The following is a 17,991-nucleotide window of genomic DNA, read 5'->3' on the forward strand; positions in this document are numbered from 1 at the left end:
CGCGACGCCCCGCGAAGACGCGTCACCGCGAGGAGACGCGGCCGCCGGACTCGGCGGCTCTGCGTGCGTCGAGCGTCAGTTCGAGCGTCTTCAGCGCGTCGCCGAAGTCGGAGCGCACGCCGTCGTCTGCGTCTCCACTTCCCGCTTCCCGCGCGTTTTCCGCCGCGGCCGCACGGAGGAACGCCTCGAACTCCCGCCGATACCAGCCCCCGTCGCCCTCGAACGCCACCGTTTCGCCGTCGACGGTTCCGGTCAGCGTGTGCTCGAAGTAGTCGAGTTCGAGGAAGGCGTCTTCGGCGTTGATTCGCACCCGGAACCGCGATTCCGGGGAGGCGCACGACGACGAGACGTGCGAGACGGCCCCCGAATCGTGTTCGAGCGTCACCGACGTCGTGTCCTGAAAGTCGACGGCGTCGACGAGTCTGCGGTCCGTCCCGCTTCCTATCGCCGCCGTCGCGTCACCGAGGAGGTACCGATGGAGGTCGTAGACGTGCGTGGACTGTTCGACGAGTTGCCCGCCCGAGCGCGCCCGTTCGCGCCACCACGGCGTGTCGGGAAGCGGCACCCAATACGTGCTGTCGACGTGACCCATCGTTCGACCGTCCAGCAGTTCCCGTGCACGCTCGGTTATCTGCGCGTACCGACAGACGTACCCGACGTGTGTGAGGACCCCGGCGTCTTCGACGACTTGCGCCGTCTCGCGGACGGCGTCGGCGTCCAGACCGAGCGGTTTCTCCACGAAGAGGGCGACGTCGCGTTCGGCCGCGACTCGTTCGTACTCGCCGTGCGCGAACGGCGGGACGGCGACGACGACGGCGTCCAGCGACTCCGATTCGAGGAGGTCGACGCCGTCGGTGTAGGCCGCGGCACCGCGCGGTTCGGCCGCCTCCCGCGCCCGCGACTCGTCGACGTCCGCGACGCCGACCAACTCGACGTCGAGTCGCCCTCCGTCTCGGTCCCGCAGACCGTCTTCGGACGCCTCGTCGAGCGTCGCTAAGTGGACCGAAGCGATGCCTCCCGCACCGATGAATCCGACAGCGAGTGTCACGTCAGTACACACCCGTTCGGAGGCTGTTAAACGTATCTCCCGTCGTTTTCCGCAGGCTGGTCGCCACGCGAAGCTATAACTCGGTGCGGGGGGCAAGCCGTACGTATGCGGTTCGCACTCAACGAGATGGGGTTCCCCAGAGACGACCTCGTATCGAACGCCGAACTCCTCGCGGAAGCCGGGTACGACGGTATCGAACCGAATCTGACGGCGGACGGACCGCTGTGGGACGACGAGACGCTCGGAGCGTTCGCCGACCGACTGGACGAACTCGGACTCGACGTCCCCGCGGTGTCGACGACCCTCCACTGGGAGCGCTCGCTGTCCAGCGCGGACGAAGCGACGCGAGCGGCGGGAATCGAGGCCGGAGAGCGGATGATAACCGTCGCGGAGCGACTCGACGCCGGGGCAGTGCTCGTCGTCCCCGCCGTCGTCGACGAGGAGACGCGGTACGACGAGGCGTACGACCGCGCTCTCGACTCGGTGAAACGGCTCGCGGCCGCCGGCGCGGACGCCGACGTCACCGTCTGCGTCGAGAACGTCTGGAACGACTTCCTGCTCTCGCCGCTGGAGTTCGCCCGGTTCGTCGACGAGGCGAGAGACTCCGGCCCCGTCGGGGCGTACTTCGACGTCGGCAACGTGCGTCGATTCGGCCACCCCGAGCAGTGGATTCGAATCCTCGGCGACCGCATCGAACGAGTCCACGTCAAGGACTACCGGACCGACGTCGACACCATCGACGCGTTCACGTACCCGTTGGAGGGAGACGTCGACTGGGCCGCCGTCGCGGAGGCACTCGCGGCCGTCGGATACGACGACTGGGTGACCGCGGAGGTGCCCCCCTACCGAACGGCCCCCGAACGGATGCCGCCGCGGGTCGCGTCCGACCTCGACCACCTCTTCTCGTAGCGCGGACTCCCGACCCGAAGCGGCACAACGCTTATTACTGGCTTGCCAGACTGTCGTGTGTATGCATCTCACAGCAGTAGTCGCACATCCCGACGACGCAGACATCTTCTGCGGCGGCACCCTCGCGAAGCACGCCGACAGGGGAGACGACGTCACGATAGTGTACATGACGCGCGGCGAGTACGGCGGGTTCGACACGACGGAAGCCGAAGTCGCGGCGACCCGCGAAGACGAGGCGATGGCGGCCGCGGAGACGCTCGGGGCCGAAGCGACGTTCCTCGACTTTCAGGACGGCCGCGTCACCTACTCGCTGGAGAACAGACTCACACTCGTCGAGACGCTCCGGGAACTGCGTCCGGACGTGGTACTCACCCACTACAGCGACGACATGCACCCAGACCACCGAACCACGTCCCGACTGGTGACGGACGCGTACTACATGTGTTCGCTCCCCCTCCTGGAGACGGACGCGGAACCGTGGGAACCGCAGAACGTCTACTACTTCGGGAAACCGACGTCGTCGTTCGAACCGGAGACGTACATCGACGTGACAGAGTTCCACTCGACGAAAGAGGAAGCCATCCTCGAACACGAGTCACAGGTCGAGTGGCTCGAAGAACACGGCGGTATCGACGCGGAGTTCGACGGCCTCATCGAGGGTATCCGCGCCGAGTCGCGCGTTCTCGGCCGGACGAGAGGTGTCGAGTACGCCGAAGGGTTCGTTCCCCTCCACCAGAGCGCCGACGACTACCTCGCCTGACCCGACCGGACGGTTCTTCTTTCGACGCTCGGACCGACGCGACCCACCCGTGAGACCGACGTGTCGCTCTCCTGTGTTACTCGGTTGCTAGTGAACGCTTCCCATTCCATTACAACCGTAAATCTGTAATGCCATACAGGTGAAACGAGGGGTGGGGGTAGAGACACGTTCGGGAACGGGACTGTCGTCGCCGGCGGGACCACGGTGAATTTATCACGGTTGTCGGGTATCGTCACAACATGACACGGCGTAACGCCCCGGTCGAGAACGCGAGCGTCCTCGGGGACGCGTTCAGCATGCAGCAGGGTGTGTTCGCCGACAAGAGCCTCCTCGACGTCGGCCACGTGCCCGCCCCTGACCACATCGTCGCCCGGAACGAAGAGATACGCCGCCTGGCGACGGCACTCAACCCCGCACTCACGGGCGGCGCGCCGAGCAACGCCTTCCTGTACGGCAAGACGGGCACGGGAAAGTCGCTCTGCGCGCGGTACGCGACGACGCGTATCGTGGAGGCGGCGGCGGAGAACGGCGTCGACGTCGGGCGCGTCATCGTCGACTGCTCGCAGGACGACACCGAGACGCGGGCGGTGCGGGCGACGGTTCGAGGGTTGAACGACGCCGAGGAGACGGGCGTCGTCGTCCCCGAGACGGGACTCGGTCGCTCGCGGTACTACGGTCTGCTCTGGGAGGTTCTCGACGCGCGCTTCGACGTCGCACTCGTCGTCCTCGACGAGATCGACTGCTTGGACGACACCGAGTATCTCATGCAGTTGTCGCGGGCCGCCGAGGCGGGCAAACTCGACCGGTGCTCGGTCGGAGTCGTCGGTATCAGTAACAAGATAAAGTATCGGAACCGACTCGAAGAACGCGTCAAGAGTAGCCTCCAAGAGCGCGAAATCGTGTTCACCCCGTACGACCGCGAAGCGCTCCGCGAGATAATTCGGAGTCGCCTGTCGGCGTTCGACGACGACGTCGTCGGCGAAGACGTGGTCTCGAAGTGCGCGTGTCTGGCCGCCGAGGAACACGGCGACGCCCGGAAGGCCATCAACCTCCTCCGACACGCGGGCGAACTCGCGGCGAGTGACGGGAGCGACCAGTTGACCGCCGACCACGTGCTGGACGCTAAGAACGTCGCCGAACGCGACCGGATGCGAGAACTCATCGCCGGAGGCACGGTTCAACAGAAGGCCACTCTCCTCGCCGTCACGTCGCTCGCACTCGTCGAGAAGACGCGGACGTTCAAGACGCCCGAGGTGTACGCCGCCTACGAAGACATCTGCGCGGAGACCGGGCTAGAGACGCTCTCGAAGCGCCGCGTCCACGACCTGTTGCGGGAGTGGGAGTTCCTCGAAGTGCTGGAGATAACGCGTACGGGGGGCGGACGCGCCCGCGGAAGCTACCTCCAGCACCGACTGTTAGAGGACCCGTCGCTCGTCCGGTCGGCGTTCGACCAGAGCGGCCGGTTCGCCGGTGTCGGCTTCGCGTCCGGCGGTACCACGACGACGTGGTCGAACATCTGACCCACGTCTCACCCTGCAGAAGTTTTATTATCGCGAGTTCCGCACGATAGCACTGATGCAACGAGTTGGACTAGTGGGGAGTGGCTTCATGGCCACGACTCATGCTACCAGTTATCAGGAAATCGCCGACGCGGAGGTGGTCGCCGTCGCCTCGCTCTCAGACGATAGAGAGGCGTTCGCGGCGGAACACACACCGGATGCGGACGTGTACGGCGACGCAGAAGAGATGATGGACGACGCGGACGTCACGATGGTCGACGTCTGCACGCCGACGCCGACGCACCGGTCGCTCGTCGAGGCGGCGGCGGAACGCGGCCTCGACGCGTTCTGCGAGAAACCGCTCGCTCGAACCGTGGCGGACGCCGACGCCATCGTCGACGCCGTCGAAGACGCCGGTATCACGTTCATGACCGGGCACGTCCTCCGATACTTCCCCGAGTACGTCGAGGCCAAGCGCCGCATCGACGCCGGCGAAATCGGCACGCTGGGGACGCTCCACACCGAACGGCTCTCGGCCCCGCCGCGGTACGGCACCAACTCCTGGTTCGGAGACAAAGACCAGAGCGGCGGCGTCCTCCTCGACATGGCTATCCACGACTTCGACTACCTCCGCTGGGTCGTCGGCGAGGTGAACCGGGTGTTCGCTCGGACGGCCGAGTGGGACGACGGCCACCTGAACCAGCACTCCTCGGTGTTGCTGCGCTTCGAGGACGGGACGACGGGACACGTCGAAGCGTCGTGGGGCTACCCCGACGGGTCGCCGTTCGTCACCAGTTACGAACTCGCCGGCGACGGCGGCCTCTTGGAGTTCGACGCTCGCGACGAGAACGCCGTCCGCGTCTCCGGCGGCGCGGAGGGGGCGAACGCTCCGTCGAGTCCGCTCGCGAAGAGTCCGTACACGCAGGAACTCGAACATTTCGTCGACTGCGTCGAGACGGGTCGCGACCCGGACATCACCCCGGACGACGCCCGCGCGGCGGTCAGAATCGCGCTCGCCGCGATAGCCTCCAGCGAACGCGGCGAACCCGTCTCGCCCGCGGAGGTGGGGACGTGACCGTCAGAATCGGTCTCTGTTCGACCGCGCACCACCACGCTCACTCCTACGCCGACTCGCTCTCGGACCTCCCGGACGCCGAGTTGGTCGGCGTCACCGAAGTCGGTGACCGCGTCGCGGACGCGCGGGCGGCGGCGGACGACTACGGCGTCGACTACCGCGACCCCGACGACCTGTTCGCCGACGTCGACGGCGTCGTCGTCTGTTCGACGAACGCAGACCACCTCGCGTGGGTCGAACGCGCGGCCGACGCCGGCGTCGATATCCTCTGTGAGAAACCGCTGGCACCCACCGTTGCCGAGGCCAGAGCGATAGCCGACACCTGCCGGGAGGCGGGCGTGAACGCGGGCGTCGCGATGCCGCTTCGGTTCAGTCAACCGGTTCGGAACGCGAAGACGGCGATGGAGGACGGTCTGCTCGGTGACCTCCGCTTTCTCAGCGGGACGAATCGCGGGCAGATGCCAGGCGGGTGGTTCGTCGACGAGGAGGCGTCCGGCGGCGGCGCAGTGATGGACCATTCGGTGCACATCGTCGACGTCGTTCGATGGCTGACCGGCGAGGACGTCGACGAGGTGTACGCCGAGACCGGAACGAAGTTCCACGACATCGGCGTCGAAGACGTGAACTTCCTCTCGATGACGCTCACCGACGGCACCGAGTTCGTCCTCGATGGCTCCTGGAGCAAGCCCGACGAGTGGGACTTCTGGGGCGACGCGACCCTCCGACTCGTCGGCAGCGAGGGCGTCGTCTCCGTCGACTGCTTCGGGCAGAAACTAAAGCAGACCAGCGACGACGCCGACCCGGCCATCCAGTCGGTCTACTGGGGGTCGAACCCCGACGAGGGTCTCGTCCGCGACTTCGTCGACGCCGTGCGCGAGGACCGCCCGCCGATGAAGACCGTCGCCGACGCCGTCAACGACGTCGCCGTCGTCGAAGCGGCGTACGAATCGGCCGAGCGAACCGAGGCCGTCGCCGTCGAGCATCGGTAGCAGAGCGACCCCGCCCGCGAACCGAACGGTCGCGTTTCGGCCGAACCGAACGACCAGACGAACGCGCTAGTACGTGACGGTCACGGGTTCTCCCCGGTCGACGGACTCGTACGCCGCGGCGATGACGGCGGCGGTTCGCACCCCGTCGTCGAGCGACGTCTCCACGGTTGAGTCGCCGCGAATCGCGGCGACGAAGTCCCGCAACAGCGCGTTGTTCGGGTCGGCACCCCAGTAGATGGATTCGGTGTGTCGTCCGCGGCCCGTGTCGCGTACCCGGTCGAACTGGTGCCCGAAACAGTCGCCCGACACCGTCTCCGTCGTCCCGACGAGTTCGACGCTGGCGTCCCCCCAGAACGGGTTCTTCTGCGGAGTGCTCCACGACCCGTCGAGGACGAACGACGCCCCGTTCGAGAGCGTCATCGAGAGGAGGTTCACGTCTTCGACATCGATGTCGTAGAACCGCGTCGCCGTCTCCGCGTACACTTCGGTGACCTCCTCGCCGGTTATCCACCTGACCACGTCGACGATGTGGTCGGTGTGGTCCGAGACGGCCCCGCCGCCGGACAGGTCGGGGTCGACGAACCACCCGCCGGGCATCCGACCGCGGTTGACGCCAGAGACGGCCACCAACTCGCCGACCGTCCCGTCCTCGTACCGTTCTTTGAGGCGTCGCATCGGACGACTGTACCGTATCGGCATCGCCATGCCGGCGGCGACGCCGCGGTTCTCCCACCGGTCTCGAATCGCCTTCGCCGTCTGGAGCGACGTTCCGAGCGGTTTCTCGCAGAGCACGGCGACGCGATGGTCGAGTGCGAGCGTCATCAGTTCCTCGTGTCTGGCGGTCGGAGAGCACACCACGACGCCGTCGGCGGCGCGCATCAGTTGGCGATGCGACATCGCCTCCGTTCCGACGCTGTTCGCCTGCTTGCGGACGCGCGCGCCCGTCTCGCCCGAGACGCCGACGAGGTTCACCTCCGGAAGTTTCGACAGGAGCGCTGCGTACACCTCTGCGTTGACGTGAGCGGTCGAACAGACGCCGACGTCGACGGTCACAGCGACTCCTCCGCGAGAGCGACCGGTCGCCCCTCGTCGACGGACCGGCGGACGGCGGCGGCGACGCGGGACGGGTGCTCCGGGTGGACTCCCGGAACCGAACTCGGTTCCTCGCCGAGTCGTTCGACGAACGCTCGCAGGAGTCGGCCGCGACAGTCGTCCTCCGGCGGGTCGACGCGTTTCGCGCCTCCCCCGTTTCTGAGTGCCGTCGACGCGTCGTGTTCGTCGAAGTCGAGGCGGCCGTGGTCACCGCTGTACTCGACTTCGAGGCGCGGTTCCGGCGTGCACGCACCGCTCCACGTCGCTTCGACCGTCGCACGCCCGCCGTCTCGAAACGAGAGAACCGCGTGTGCATGGTCGGTTCGCGCATCGGTCTGCGCCCGCGCGAACACCCGACCGACGGTGCCGAACGTCCACTCCAGCACGTCGGCGTCGTGCGCGAGCACCGAACACAGGGCATCGATGGGCGTCGGGGCGGCGGCGACGCCGGCGTACGAACAGTTCCACCCGACGGGCTCGAACGGTGCGGTTCGTTTGATTCGAGCGACGCCGACCGACCCGATGTCACCCGCTTCGACGGCCGATCGAAGGTGGCCGTACAGCCGAGAGTGTCGGTGTGGCGACGCCGTCAGTAGCCACCCGTCGCTCGCTGCGGCCCGCGAGACGAGTCGGTCGAGACGCGTCTCGTCGAGGGCGAACGGCGGGTCACAGCGAACCGGAACGTCCGCGTCCAACGCGGCGTCGACGGCGTCGCCGTGGGCCGCGCCCGGTCCACAGACGTCGACGCCGTCGATGGCCGCCGATTCGAGTGCCTGCGCGACCGATTCGTACCGTTCCACGTCGCCGTCGCCGTCTCTGTCGCCGTCGTCTTCGACGCCTCCGCCCTCGGCAGTCGAATCGTCGCCCTCGGCCGTCGGGTCGCCGCCGACGACTCCGACGAGAACCGCGTCGTCGAAGCGGGCGTACCGTTCGGTGTGGCCTCGCACCGCCGGCCCGCTTCCGACCGCGACGATTCTTCGCATGAGCCTGCGTACCACATTGTCTCTGATAAACGTTGTGCCCGCCGACTGCGCGACGTGTGGCGATTTCGTCGCGCGTTCCGGCCGGGTCGTTCACACCGCGCCGACGAGTTCTCGAACCCGCGCCGCACTCTCCGTCAGCGTCGTCGCCGGGTCCGTCGTCAGTCCGTTCTCGTGTATCAGCCACGAGACGTCGGCGTCTGCGGCCGCGCGAGCGCAGGCGTCGACGTCGACGACGCCCTCGCCTAACTCGACGTGAAGCGACTCGTCGTCGCCGGGGACGGTGTCGGTGAGGTGGACGAGCGAGATTCGGTCGGCGTACCGGTCGAGATACGTCGTCGGGTCGACGCCGCCGTGGCGCGCGAGTCCGACGTCGAACTCCAGGTCGAGACGGCCGTCGGTGTCGGCTGCGAACGCGTCGTACGCCGTGTCGAACTCGCCGTCTCGCTCGGCGAACTCGTAGGCGTGGTTGTGGTAGTGCGTCTCGAAGCCGTCGTCTGTCAGACGGGCGGCGAGCGCGGAGAGCTCGGCGGCCGCCTCGTCGACGCCCGTCTCGGATGCGAACGCCGCGTCGCCGTACGTCGGGACGACGATGCGCTCACAGCCGAGTTCTCCGTAGGCGTCGACGACGGACTCGTAGTCGTCTCGTAGCGCGTCGAGCGGGACGTGTGCACCGACGGCTTCGAGTCCCGTCTCCGAGAGGGTGTCCGCGACGGACGCGGCCGAGTTCCCCGCCAGACCGGCGAACTCGACGCCTTCGTACGCGGTGTCTGCGACGCGGCGGAGCGTCTCGGTCAGCGTGCCGTCGAGTTCGCGGAGCGTGTAGAGCTGAATCGCTGGTCGAACCATCTCGGGACGGACGTCGTGAGCCACTCACATAGCCGTTCCGACGTTTCTCACCGAGGCACCGTTTTCGCCGCGACGGTCGGTGTCCCCGGACCGTCTCGACGCGACGGTCAGTCTCCTCGATTCCGTCGGAGAAACCACTAAGCACCCCGCCGTCGTGGTTATCGACGACGGATGAAAGAGATACAGACAGACGCGGCACCAGCGAGTATCGGCCCCTTCTCACAGGGAATCGTCGACGACGGACGAATCTTCGTCTCCGGGCAGGGTCCCGTCGACCCGGACACGGGCGACGTGGTCAGCGACGACATCGGTGAACAGACCGCTCGAACGCTGGAGAACGTCGCGGCGGTCCTCGAAGCGGGCGGAAGTTCGCTCGACAGCGTCGTGAAGACGACCGTGTTCGTCACCGACATGTCGGACTACGACGCCGTCAACGAGGTGTACCAGACGTACGTGAGCGACCCGTACCCCGCGCGCAGTGCGGTCGAAGTCGCGGCCCTCCCAATCGATATCGGCGTCGAGATAGAGGTAATCGCGTCGGTCGAATCCTGAGTTCGGTGGTTCGCGGTGCGGAAAGTCGGTGACCGCGGCGGCACCGTCGTCTATGGCGGTGCCATCGTCGTCTACGTCGTCGCCTCCCGAATCCGTTCTGCGACGTACGCCGCCTCGTCGTCGGTGAGACACATCGGATTGACCGTGAACCCACCGTCCGAGAGGTCGTCGGACCCGACGAAGATTCGCGGGGTCTCCGTCCTGAGCGACCCGACGAGTTCGACGGCGTCGACGGCGGCGGCCTCGGGGTCGACGTCGACGTACGTTTCGGGTGCGACCATGAGTTTCCCGCCCGGTTCGCGCCTCGTCGTCACGCCCGGAATGTCGGCTAACCCCTCTTCGACGATGGCGAGTCGCGCCTCCCACTCGGCGTCCAGTTCGGTCTGGTCCTCTTCGAGGAACGCCTCCAACGCGGCGATGAGGCCGACGAGTTCCTCTTTGCCTACTTTCAGCGGTCGCCCGATTCCCTGTCGGGGGACGCCGTCGAGAGCGTCTTTGTCGAACAGTTCCGTCGGCGGTTCCCAGACGGACTCGGCGACGTGCATGTCGAGGTGTTGGAGGGCGGCAGAGCGGACGTACTCTCGTTTTCCCGCGAGGATGCCGGTGGTCTGCGGCCCGCGGATGGCCTTGCCACCGCTGAAGACGACCATGTCCGCGCCCGCCTCGACGAACGCGGAGAGGTTCTCTCGGGGCGGCACTTCCGCGGCGGCGTCGACGATGACCGGGACGTCGTGTTCGTGTGCGACGTCGACGACGTCCTCCAGCGGCGGCGTACTGAACACCTTCTGCATGTAGCCGACGGCGACGGTGTCGTCCGTGATGGCGTCGGCCAGTTCCCACGGTTCCGTGCTGTTCGACCCCGTCCCGAGGTAGTTGTCGTTGTTGCCGACGTCGACGATTTCCGCTCCCGCCGCCCGGAACGCGTGGTCGTAGCCGTTGCGGTGCGTCCGCGGCATCACTATCTCGTTCGGGACTCCGTCCGTGTCCGGAAGCCGCGCCATCGTCCCCAGGTCGTCGCCGGCGATGGCGGCCGCCGCGGCGAGCGTCATGCAGGCCGCCGCCCCGCTACCGACGTAGCCCGCCTCCGCTCCGGTCACCTCAGAGATGAGTTCGCCCGCTCGAACTTGGAGGTCCGACAGTCGGGCGAACGCCTCCGCGGCGCGACTCATCGCCTCGACCGCTTCGGGTCGGATGAGGCTCCCGCCGATTCGCGTCTTCGTTCCCGCCGCGTTGACGACGCGCGGGACGCCGAGCTCTTCGTAGACGGTCGTTTCGTCTTCCATGTTCTGTCTGCTATCGTCTGCGTGCCCGCCGGTTATGAAACATCGGGACGTTCACTCGACTGAGAGTCGTCGGTACGTCCGTCGGGTCGAGGGTCAGCGCCCGCCGTTCGTCTCGGTGCCGCGGACGTCGCCGTCGGGCGTTACGTCGCCGACGGCCGAGAGACCGCCGTACGTCGCCGCCACGAACGTCGCGTCGACCGTCTCGCCGGGTTCGAGCGTCTTCACCGTCTCCGTCTCGCGTTGGCCGGGCGTGTCGCCGGGGTACGCCGTGGTCGGTTCGAGACCGACGTTGTACGTCCTGTTCCAGAACGGTGACTCCGCGTACCCGCCGAACGGCTGCCAGTACCACAGCGACTCGAACGGGTCCGTCGGGAACCGGAGCGCGAACCCCAAGTCGAGGTCCGGGTTGGTCAGCGCGTACCAGCCGTCTTCGAGGTCCAACGCGTACGCGAGGTCGTGAATCTCGGCGTCTCGGTCGGGGATGTCGGTTGCCAAATCGACCTCTCCGCCGTCGTCGCCGGGGGCGGCGGGCCAGTCGAACTCGGCACCGCTCCGGAGACGGCGGTTCGGGTAGGCGTCCCCGTACTCCTCGACCACACCACGCTCGGCGGGGACGTCCAACCGTGCGCCCGGCGCGAGCAACGGTTCGCCGAGTGCGACGTGCTGCTGCCAGACGTAGTCGAGTTCGACGCCGCCGAGGTTCGTGACTGACTCCTCGATTCGGAGGCGCGACTCGCCGGCGCGGAGCGTGAGTTCGCGCTCCACCTCGAACGGATATCTGACGAGTTCGACGGTCAGTCGAACGGTCACGGCGTCGTCGTCGGCGCGGACGACCGAGGCGTCCCACGGGAGGAGCGCGCTCTCGCCGTGGAGTCCGTACGCGCTCCCGGCGATGTCGTGACCGCCGCCGGCGTTCGGGAGGTTCGTCTGCCACCCGCCGGGGTAGTGGTCGTTCCACGTCGAGTTCGCCTCCGCCGGGAGGTACCGGTCTTCGGGCGGGTGCCAGTTGTGCGGGGTGTGCCACAGGACGTCGACGTCGGTACGCTTGTCGCGGAGCGAGACGATGTCTCCGCCTTTCTCCGGGAGGAGCACGACCCGGAGGTGGGTGTTCTCCAAGAGGACGGCGTCGAGTCCGCGGTACGCGAAGTCCGTCGAGACGCGGACGCTACTGTTCCAGTCTGGGCGCATACGTCCGTTCTACACGACAGGCGATAACAACCTTGGGGTCTTCGGCTCCCGATAGTCGGTGAGCGTCCGCGGTCTCTTCGTGTCGAGGTTTCGGTCGATTCCCGCACTCCAAAATCTAAGTATTTAACATTATGTTATGCGTGTAAATCGCCCCAAGTGCATCATGAACTATCATGTCTCGGTTTTGTGTGTCGATATAGATGATTGATTGGAAATGAAGTCGGTTTATCGAAAATACCACATTAAGAATAGAGGAAAATAGTGTGTCAAAAATCTAATAATAACCCTTCGACGGAAGTAATAATACAATTTGGTGCCACTTCGTGGCCGAATCTGTCCCATTGTGGTGCGCGGTGTTCCCCTCTCGGAGAAGCACTTTTGTATGTGTCTGTCTCACACGGAACATGGGCCGTAGTTCGCAGTTCGAACGGCAGCTACAACTCTGGAGCGTACGCGGCGTCAACGTTCCGACCGCTCTCGTGACGGTGGCGATGACCGGTCTCTTGGTGTTCGCCGCGACGCGCGATCCGTCGGTGACGGCGATGGACGGGGTGTTCATCGTCGCGACCATCGCGCTCTACGTCGTGGGGACGGTAGACCGGTTTCGGACCTGTGGCTCGTTTCGGACCGCCGGTATCGCACTGGTCGGGTCCTGTGGCGGGTACTTGTTGTTGACTGCGGCGCGAGACGCTGACATCGTCGTCGGTGGGTATCTGCTCTTCGCGCTCCTGATTCTCGTCTCCCAGAGAGCGGGGCTGATAGAGTGACCGAGTCGGACGGCAACGGGGCCGCTCCAACCGACGGAGAGACGCACCCGACTGTCGGCGGCGTCGTCCTCGCGGCGGGCCTCGGCTCTCGGTTCGAGGCAGGTAACAAACTCCTCGAACCGTTCGACGGCAGACCGGTCGTCGACCACGTCGTCCGAACGGCGCGCGCCTCGACGGTGGACGCCACCGCCGTCGTGGTCGGACACGAGGCCGAGTCGGTGCGTGCGGTCGTCGCGCGTCCCGAGGTTACGGTTCTGCACAACGACGCCTACGTTCAGGGACAGAGCCGTTCGGTGCGGCGGGGAATCGCGTTCGCGCAGGACCGAAACTGGGACGCTGTCGTGTTTCTCTTGGGCGACATGCCACTCCTCCGTGCGCCGACCGTCGACCGACTCGTCGAAGCGTTTCGTGAGGGGGACGAGCGTATCGTCGCGCCGTGTTATCGGGGGTGTAGGGGAAATCCGGTGCTGTTCGGCGCTCGCTGGTTCGGGGCGTTGTCGCGTCTCGACGGTGACCGAGGCGGCCGGGACCTCCTCCAGAACGGTCGAGACGTCCGACTTGTCGACGTCGACGACGCGGGGATTCTGCGGGACGTCGACACCCGGTCGGACCTTCGCCGATACACCGACGGACGCAGGGACGGCCGGTCGAACGATGGGTAGACTCTCGACACTCGGTACCGAGGCACGAACATATTTGAAGCCCTCTCCCGATACTACCGACGTGACAGCGACGATGACAGCCACCATCAACCACGTGAGCGTGCTCGCCCGCGACTTAGACGACTCCGTCGCGTTCTACCGCGACTTGTTCGATATGGAACCCGTTCCGACGCCGAACTTCGAGGTACCCGTCCAGTGGATGCAGTGCGGCGACGCGCAACTGCATCTGTTCGAACGCGAGGTCGACGCGCCCTCGTACCACCACTTCGGCATCACTGTGCCGGACTTCGAGGCCGTGTACCGGTACGCGGTCGAAACGGACTGTTTCGCGAACTGGGACGACTCGGCCCCGGGGGCGCTCTTCGAACTGCCGGACGGCGTCGTCCAGTTGTACATCAACGACCCCGCCGGGAACCTCGTCGAAGTCGACCATCCCGACGTGACCACGCTGGACGACGACCTGCGCGAGCAGATTACCAATCGGTCGGAACTCACCTCGCAGAGCGGCGAGGCCGCCCGCGCCACGTTGAACCTCCGCGAGTGACCGGTCCGGGCGGCGCGCGCCCGTCGTCGGAGACTCAGCGTCGCCCGGTGTATATCTCTCCGCGACGCTTCGCTTTCTCGACCATCTCGTGCCCCAGTTCGAGCTGTGACTCCTCCCACCCGGAGAGCGCGCTCTCCAGAGAGTCGTAGTCCGAGAGTGCCTCGCCGAGGGCGAGTGCGTCTGCGGCGGCGTGAGCGGTTCCGGCGGCCATGTGCGGCCGGATGAAGAACGCGGCGTCGCCGAGGAGACAGACGCGGTCGAACACGAGTTGCGGAACCGAGAGGTCGTAGATGTTCTGGACGAACGGTCGTTCGGTGGCGGCGACGAGTCGGGCGAACTGCGGCGGGAGGCGCGCCTCGGCGACGGCGACCTGGTGCGCTCTGACGGACTCGCGCATCGACCCGGGCGGGAGCGAGAACCGACGACGCTCTCCGGACCGGTCGGTCAACACCTCGTTCAACTCGTCCGGTTCGACGTTGTAGTACCACACCCAGTTGATGCGCCGCCGTCCGGGTTCGACCTCGCCGTTCGGTCCGGGAACGGGATAGGTGAGTATCTGGAAGTCCTCGGCGTGGTAGAACGAGTAGATGTCTCCGAACTGCTCGGAGAGGTCGGCCTGTGCGGCCGTGAGTTCCGACTCGTCGACGACGCCCCGCCACGCGACGTAGCCGGCGTACTCCGGCGCCGTGTCGGGGAGGTACTGGTCTCTCGTCGTCGACCGATAGCCTTCGGCGACGACGAGGAGGTCACCGGCGGCGGTATCGCCGTCCTCGAAAGTCAGGTCCACGCCCGAGGAGTCCTGCGTCACGTCGACGACGCGTTTTCCCATGTGGTAGCGCCAGTCGGGGAGGGCGTCGCGCAGACTCCGATACACCGTGTCCCACGAGGTGGTGAGTATCTCGCTGTCGAGTTCGTAGACCACCGCCCCGTCGCTGTCGAGATACTGACTCCGGTCGGTCGTGATGGACACCTGTTCTTGCGGGGAGACTCCCTCGCGTTCGAGGTACGCCAGCATCTCCGGATGGGCGATGATACCCGCCCCTCTGTCTTTCATCTTCCCCCGAGCGGTTCGTTCGAAGACGTGCACGTCGTGGCCCGCCTGATAGAGCGCTAACGCGGTGAACAGTCCTCCCATCGACCCCCCGGAGACGAGGATATCGAGTCGGTCGTCGGCACCGACACGTTCGTCGTCGCCCCCGTGCAGTGGTGGGAGTCGATAGGAGTCTCGCATGACGTCCGCACCGTAGTAGACGTGGTCGTCGTAATCCACCTTCGGTTCACCGGGGTAGTCGTACACTCGCGTCGCCATACCGCAGAGTGCCGCGCCGGTAGTATAAATGCCTACGGTCGCCCGCCCCGGTGGGCGGTACTCACCGCGCGACGAACTCGCCGTATCCGGGTTCGCCGACGACGCGCCTCTCCTCGTAGACCGGTGACCCGCGGACGTACGTCGACTCGACGCGCCCGGTGATTTCGAGGCCGTCGAACGGCGTCCACCCGCACTTCGCGACGATGTCTTCGTCCCGGATGGTCCAGGTTCGGTCGAGGTCGACGAGCGTGAAGTCGGCGTCGCTTCCGACGCGAATCGCCCCCTTCCGAGGGTAGAGGTCCGTAATCTTCGCCGGTCCCGTCGCGAACACGTCCACCACGCGTTCGAGCGAGACGCGGCCCTCACTCACCCCGTTCAACAGGAGGGGAAGAACCGTCTCGACGCCCGGGATACCGAACGGGGCCTCGAACACGTCGTCCTCGCCCGCGGCCTTCTGCTCTCGGGTCGACGGCGCGTGGTCCGCGTTCACCATGTCAATGTGGCCGTCCGCGAGGAGCGTCCACATCTCCTCGCGGTCGGACTCCTCGCGCGCGGGCGGGGTGAACATCGTATACGGCGCGTCCGACTCGACGTCCTCTCGAGTCAGGTAGAAGTAGTGCGGACAGGTTTCGGCGTAGACGCGGACGCCGTCTTCCTTCGCTCGCGTCGTCTGGCGGACGACTTCCGGATGGCTCAGATGTGCGAACCAGAGTGGCGTCCCCGTCTCCTTCGCGACGCGGAGCGTCGTCGAGACGGCGACCTGTTCGGCCAGTTTCGACCGCCACTCGGGAATCACGCTCCCGTCGGTTCGACCCTCCGCCTCGATTCGCTCTCGGTTCGCGTTCACGATGAGTTCGTCCTCGGGGTGCACCATGCTGATTCCGCCGACGCGAGTGATTTCGCTGTACAGTCGGTGCATGTCGGCGCTCTGGAGGGCCGGGACGCCGTGGACCTCGCAGGTGAAACTCTTGTACGCGAGCGTTCCGACCTCCTCCAGTTCGGCTATGTCGTCGACGTTGTCGGGATGCCCGCCCGCGAGGAGACCGAAATCCACGCGCGCCCGGTCCGTGAGGTAGTCGCGCTTCTGTTCGAGGACGTCCGCACTCAGCACCGTCGGGTCCGTCCGGTGGTGTTCGCCCACCGTCGTGATACCGCCCGCGGCGGCCGCACCCGTCCCGGTCGGGAAGTCCTCTCGGTCGGTGTCTCCGGGGTCCATCATGTGCACGTGCGGGTCCACACCGCCGGGGAGCACGTGTAACCCCGTCGCGTCGACCACTTCGTCGGCTTCCACCGGTGCGTCTGCGTCGAGGATACCCGCGAACCGCCCGTCGGAGACGGCTACCGTCGCCTCGAAGGAGTCGGTCGCAGTCACGACTGTGCCGCCACGAACCACCAGGTCGTACGTCATACGTTCGCACGACGACGCGGGTGTACTTTACTCATGCGCTCTCTCGGGTCGCAGATTCCGGGTAACACTTAACGCCGCGTTGGGAGTAGCGGGGGTATGACAGTCGTCGTCGTTTCGACCGGAGGTACCATCGCATCGACAGAGAGTGAGGGCGGAGACGCCGAACCCGAGTTGACCGGAGATGCACTCGTCGCCGCCGTACCGGGCCTCAACTCGGTCGCCGACGTTCGAACGCACGACTTCTCGAACGTTCCGAGTCCGTACTTCACTGTCGAACAGATGCACGAACTCGCCGAGGTGGTGCGGTCGTACGACGAGGACGACGAGGTGAGCGGCGTCGTCGTCACGCAGGGGACGGACATCTTAGAGGAGTCCGCGTACTTCGTCGACTGCTGTTACGGCGGCGACACGCCGGTCGTGTTCACGGGCGCGATGCGGAACCCCTCGCTCGCGGGCGCGGACGGCCCGGCGAACCTCCTCGCGAGCGTTCGCGCCGCGAGTGACGAACGGTTTCGAGAGACTTCACAGAACACCGCCGTCGTGTTCGACGACCGACTCCACGCGCCCGCCGACGTGACGAAGATGCACTCCTCGAACGTCGATACGTTCCGGTCGCCGGAGTTCGGTCCGTTGGCGACGATAGACGAGGACCGCGTCGTCTGGCGACACCACCCGGCGGAACCGACGCCGACGTTCGACGTGGACCCGGACCGACTGACGAACGACGTCGTCGCGGCGTTCGCCACGGCGGACATGACTGACGCCGTGATTCGCGCCGCCGCCGACAGCGCCGCCTTCTGCCTCGCGGCGACGGGTGCCGGGCACGTTCCGCCGGGAATCATCCCCGCGCTCGAATCGCTCCGCGACGGGGACGTCCCCATCGTGGCGACGACGCGGTGCCCGGAGGGACGACTCGCTCGCGAGACGTACGGCTTCAGAGGGAGCGAAGCGACGCTCCGGGAACTCGGCTGCTACTACTCCGACCAGAACCTCCAGAAGACGCGCGTACGGACCATCGTCGCGCACGCCGCCGACGCGTTCGACGAGGCGTTCGAGCGCCCGTGAGTCGACTCAGTC

At 66.4% G+C, this 17,991-nt stretch carries 18 protein-coding genes; 10 read left to right on the top strand and 8 right to left on the bottom strand.

Going from position 1 to position 17,991, the window contains the following annotated elements; genetic code table 11:
- Window positions 1-22: 22 nt before the first annotated feature.
- Window positions 23-1,048, bottom strand: coding sequence for a Gfo/Idh/MocA family protein (locus BM282_RS14695; RefSeq protein WP_089882425.1), 1,026 nt, complete (start codon window positions 1,046-1,048; stop codon window positions 23-25).
- A 105-nt stretch (window positions 1,049-1,153) separates the two neighbouring features.
- On the opposite strand from BM282_RS14695, the gene BM282_RS14700 reads away from it, so the two are divergent.
- From BM282_RS14700 to BM282_RS14720, 5 genes are all read left to right on the top strand, one after another.
- Window positions 1,154-1,957: a sugar phosphate isomerase/epimerase family protein gene (locus BM282_RS14700; protein ID WP_089882427.1), complete on the top strand. Its 804-nt coding sequence runs from the start codon at window positions 1,154-1,156 to the stop codon at window positions 1,955-1,957.
- A 61-nt stretch (window positions 1,958-2,018) separates the two neighbouring features.
- The gene (locus BM282_RS14705; RefSeq protein WP_089882429.1) at window positions 2,019-2,717 is read left to right on the top strand and encodes a PIG-L deacetylase family protein; all 699 of its coding nucleotides are present in this window, start codon (window positions 2,019-2,021) and stop codon (window positions 2,715-2,717) included.
- Window positions 2,718-2,956: 239 nt separating this feature from the next.
- Window positions 2,957-4,237, top strand: coding sequence for a Cdc6/Cdc18 family protein (locus tag BM282_RS14710; protein ID WP_089882431.1), 1,281 nt, complete (start codon window positions 2,957-2,959; stop codon window positions 4,235-4,237).
- Window positions 4,238-4,292: 55 nt separating this feature from the next.
- Window positions 4,293-5,291, top strand: coding sequence for a Gfo/Idh/MocA family protein (locus BM282_RS14715; RefSeq protein ID WP_089882433.1), 999 nt, complete (start codon window positions 4,293-4,295; stop codon window positions 5,289-5,291).
- Complete coding sequence (locus BM282_RS14720) at window positions 5,288-6,280, top strand: Gfo/Idh/MocA family protein (protein WP_089882435.1); 993 nt, start codon at window positions 5,288-5,290, stop codon at window positions 6,278-6,280. The genes BM282_RS14715 and BM282_RS14720 overlap by 4 nt, the downstream gene beginning before the upstream one ends.
- Window positions 6,281-6,346: 66 nt before the next feature.
- Here the strand turns inward: BM282_RS14720 and BM282_RS14725 are convergent, their stop codons facing one another.
- The 3 genes from BM282_RS14725 to BM282_RS14735 all read right to left on the bottom strand — a co-directional run bounded on the left by BM282_RS14725 (window position 6,347) and on the right by BM282_RS14735 (window position 9,201).
- Window positions 6,347-7,333 (bottom strand): Gfo/Idh/MocA family protein, encoded by a 987-nt coding sequence (locus BM282_RS14725; RefSeq protein WP_089882437.1) that lies wholly within the window; start codon window positions 7,331-7,333, stop codon window positions 6,347-6,349.
- The gene (locus BM282_RS14730) at window positions 7,330-8,355 is read right to left on the bottom strand and encodes a Gfo/Idh/MocA family protein (RefSeq protein ID WP_089882438.1); all 1,026 of its coding nucleotides are present in this window, start codon (window positions 8,353-8,355) and stop codon (window positions 7,330-7,332) included. The genes BM282_RS14725 and BM282_RS14730 overlap by 4 nt, the downstream gene beginning before the upstream one ends.
- A gap of 90 nt (window positions 8,356-8,445) precedes the next feature.
- Window positions 8,446-9,201, bottom strand: a complete 756-nt coding sequence (locus BM282_RS14735) for a sugar phosphate isomerase/epimerase family protein (RefSeq protein WP_089882440.1) — start codon at window positions 9,199-9,201, stop codon at window positions 8,446-8,448.
- Window positions 9,202-9,372: 171 nt separating this feature from the next.
- Here BM282_RS14735 and BM282_RS14740 point away from each other — a divergent pair, with 171 nt between their 5' ends.
- Window positions 9,373-9,753, top strand: a complete 381-nt coding sequence (locus tag BM282_RS14740) for a Rid family detoxifying hydrolase (RefSeq protein WP_089882443.1) — start codon at window positions 9,373-9,375, stop codon at window positions 9,751-9,753.
- Window positions 9,754-9,824: 71 nt separating this feature from the next.
- Here the strand turns inward: BM282_RS14740 and BM282_RS14745 are convergent, their stop codons facing one another.
- Both BM282_RS14745 and BM282_RS14750 read right to left on the bottom strand, forming a co-directional pair.
- Window positions 9,825-11,036, bottom strand: coding sequence for an aminotransferase class V-fold PLP-dependent enzyme (locus BM282_RS14745; protein ID WP_089882445.1), 1,212 nt, complete (start codon window positions 11,034-11,036; stop codon window positions 9,825-9,827).
- A gap of 93 nt (window positions 11,037-11,129) precedes the next feature.
- A complete protein-coding gene (locus tag BM282_RS14750) occupies window positions 11,130-12,224 on the bottom strand; it encodes a DUF4432 family protein (protein ID WP_089882447.1) in 1,095 nt (364 codons plus the stop codon).
- 404 nt (window positions 12,225-12,628) lie between these two features.
- Between BM282_RS14750 and BM282_RS14755 the strand changes: the two genes are divergently transcribed.
- The 3 genes from BM282_RS14755 to BM282_RS14765 all read left to right on the top strand — a co-directional run bounded on the left by BM282_RS14755 (window position 12,629) and on the right by BM282_RS14765 (window position 14,197).
- Window positions 12,629-12,991: a hypothetical protein gene (locus tag BM282_RS14755; protein ID WP_089882449.1), complete on the top strand. Its 363-nt coding sequence runs from the start codon at window positions 12,629-12,631 to the stop codon at window positions 12,989-12,991.
- Window positions 12,988-13,653, top strand: coding sequence for a nucleotidyltransferase family protein (locus BM282_RS14760; protein WP_089882451.1), 666 nt, complete (start codon window positions 12,988-12,990; stop codon window positions 13,651-13,653). Before BM282_RS14755 ends, BM282_RS14760 begins: the two co-directional genes overlap by 4 nt.
- A 61-nt stretch (window positions 13,654-13,714) precedes the next feature.
- Window positions 13,715-14,197 carry a VOC family protein gene (locus tag BM282_RS14765; protein WP_217642712.1) on the top strand — a complete coding sequence of 161 codons (483 nt, stop codon included), beginning with the start codon at window positions 13,715-13,717 and terminating at the stop codon, window positions 14,195-14,197.
- A 34-nt stretch (window positions 14,198-14,231) separates the two neighbouring features.
- Here BM282_RS14765 and BM282_RS14770 read toward each other — a convergent pair whose 3' ends face one another.
- Together BM282_RS14770 and BM282_RS14775 are read right to left on the bottom strand one after the other, a co-directional pair.
- Entirely contained in the window at window positions 14,232-15,506 is a 1,275-nt protein-coding gene (locus BM282_RS14770; protein WP_217642713.1) for an FAD binding domain-containing protein, read from the bottom strand.
- Between the two features lie 61 nt (window positions 15,507-15,567).
- Window positions 15,568-16,914, bottom strand: coding sequence for a dihydroorotase (locus BM282_RS14775; RefSeq protein ID WP_089882455.1), 1,347 nt, complete (start codon window positions 16,912-16,914; stop codon window positions 15,568-15,570).
- Window positions 16,915-17,010: 96 nt separating this feature from the next.
- On the opposite strand from BM282_RS14775, the gene BM282_RS14780 reads away from it, so the two are divergent.
- The gene (locus BM282_RS14780; protein WP_089882457.1) at window positions 17,011-17,979 is read left to right on the top strand and encodes an asparaginase; all 969 of its coding nucleotides are present in this window, start codon (window positions 17,011-17,013) and stop codon (window positions 17,977-17,979) included.
- The last annotated feature ends 12 nt before the right edge of the window (window positions 17,980-17,991 follow it).

Origin of the sequence: Halogeometricum limi (assembly GCF_900115785.1) — an archaeon.
GTDB classification, from domain to species: Archaea; Halobacteriota; Halobacteria; order Halobacteriales; family Haloferacaceae; genus Halogeometricum; species Halogeometricum limi.

Coding starts and splice junctions, on each gene's coding strand:
- BM282_RS14700 (WP_089882427.1), top strand. CDS start 1,154: ATGCGGTTCGCACTCAACGAGATGGGGTTCCCCAGAGACGACCTCGTA.
- BM282_RS14705 (WP_089882429.1), top strand. CDS start 2,019: ATGCATCTCACAGCAGTAGTCGCACATCCCGACGACGCAGACATCTTC.
- BM282_RS14710 (WP_089882431.1), top strand. CDS start 2,957: ATGACACGGCGTAACGCCCCGGTCGAGAACGCGAGCGTCCTCGGGGAC.
- BM282_RS14715 (WP_089882433.1), top strand. CDS start 4,293: ATGCAACGAGTTGGACTAGTGGGGAGTGGCTTCATGGCCACGACTCAT.
- BM282_RS14730 (WP_089882438.1), bottom strand. CDS start 8,355: ATGCGAAGAATCGTCGCGGTCGGAAGCGGGCCGGCGGTGCGAGGCCAC.
- BM282_RS14735 (WP_089882440.1), bottom strand. CDS start 9,201: ATGGTTCGACCAGCGATTCAGCTCTACACGCTCCGCGAACTCGACGGC.
- BM282_RS14740 (WP_089882443.1), top strand. CDS start 9,373: ATGAAAGAGATACAGACAGACGCGGCACCAGCGAGTATCGGCCCCTTC.
- BM282_RS14745 (WP_089882445.1), bottom strand. CDS start 11,036: ATGGAAGACGAAACGACCGTCTACGAAGAGCTCGGCGTCCCGCGCGTC.
- BM282_RS14750 (WP_089882447.1), bottom strand. CDS start 12,224: ATGCGCCCAGACTGGAACAGTAGCGTCCGCGTCTCGACGGACTTCGCG.
- BM282_RS14755 (WP_089882449.1), top strand. CDS start 12,629: ATGGGCCGTAGTTCGCAGTTCGAACGGCAGCTACAACTCTGGAGCGTA.
- BM282_RS14770 (WP_217642713.1), bottom strand. CDS start 15,506: ATGGCGACGCGAGTGTACGACTACCCCGGTGAACCGAAGGTGGATTAC.
- BM282_RS14775 (WP_089882455.1), bottom strand. CDS start 16,914: ATGACGTACGACCTGGTGGTTCGTGGCGGCACAGTCGTGACTGCGACC.
- BM282_RS14780 (WP_089882457.1), top strand. CDS start 17,011: ATGACAGTCGTCGTCGTTTCGACCGGAGGTACCATCGCATCGACAGAG.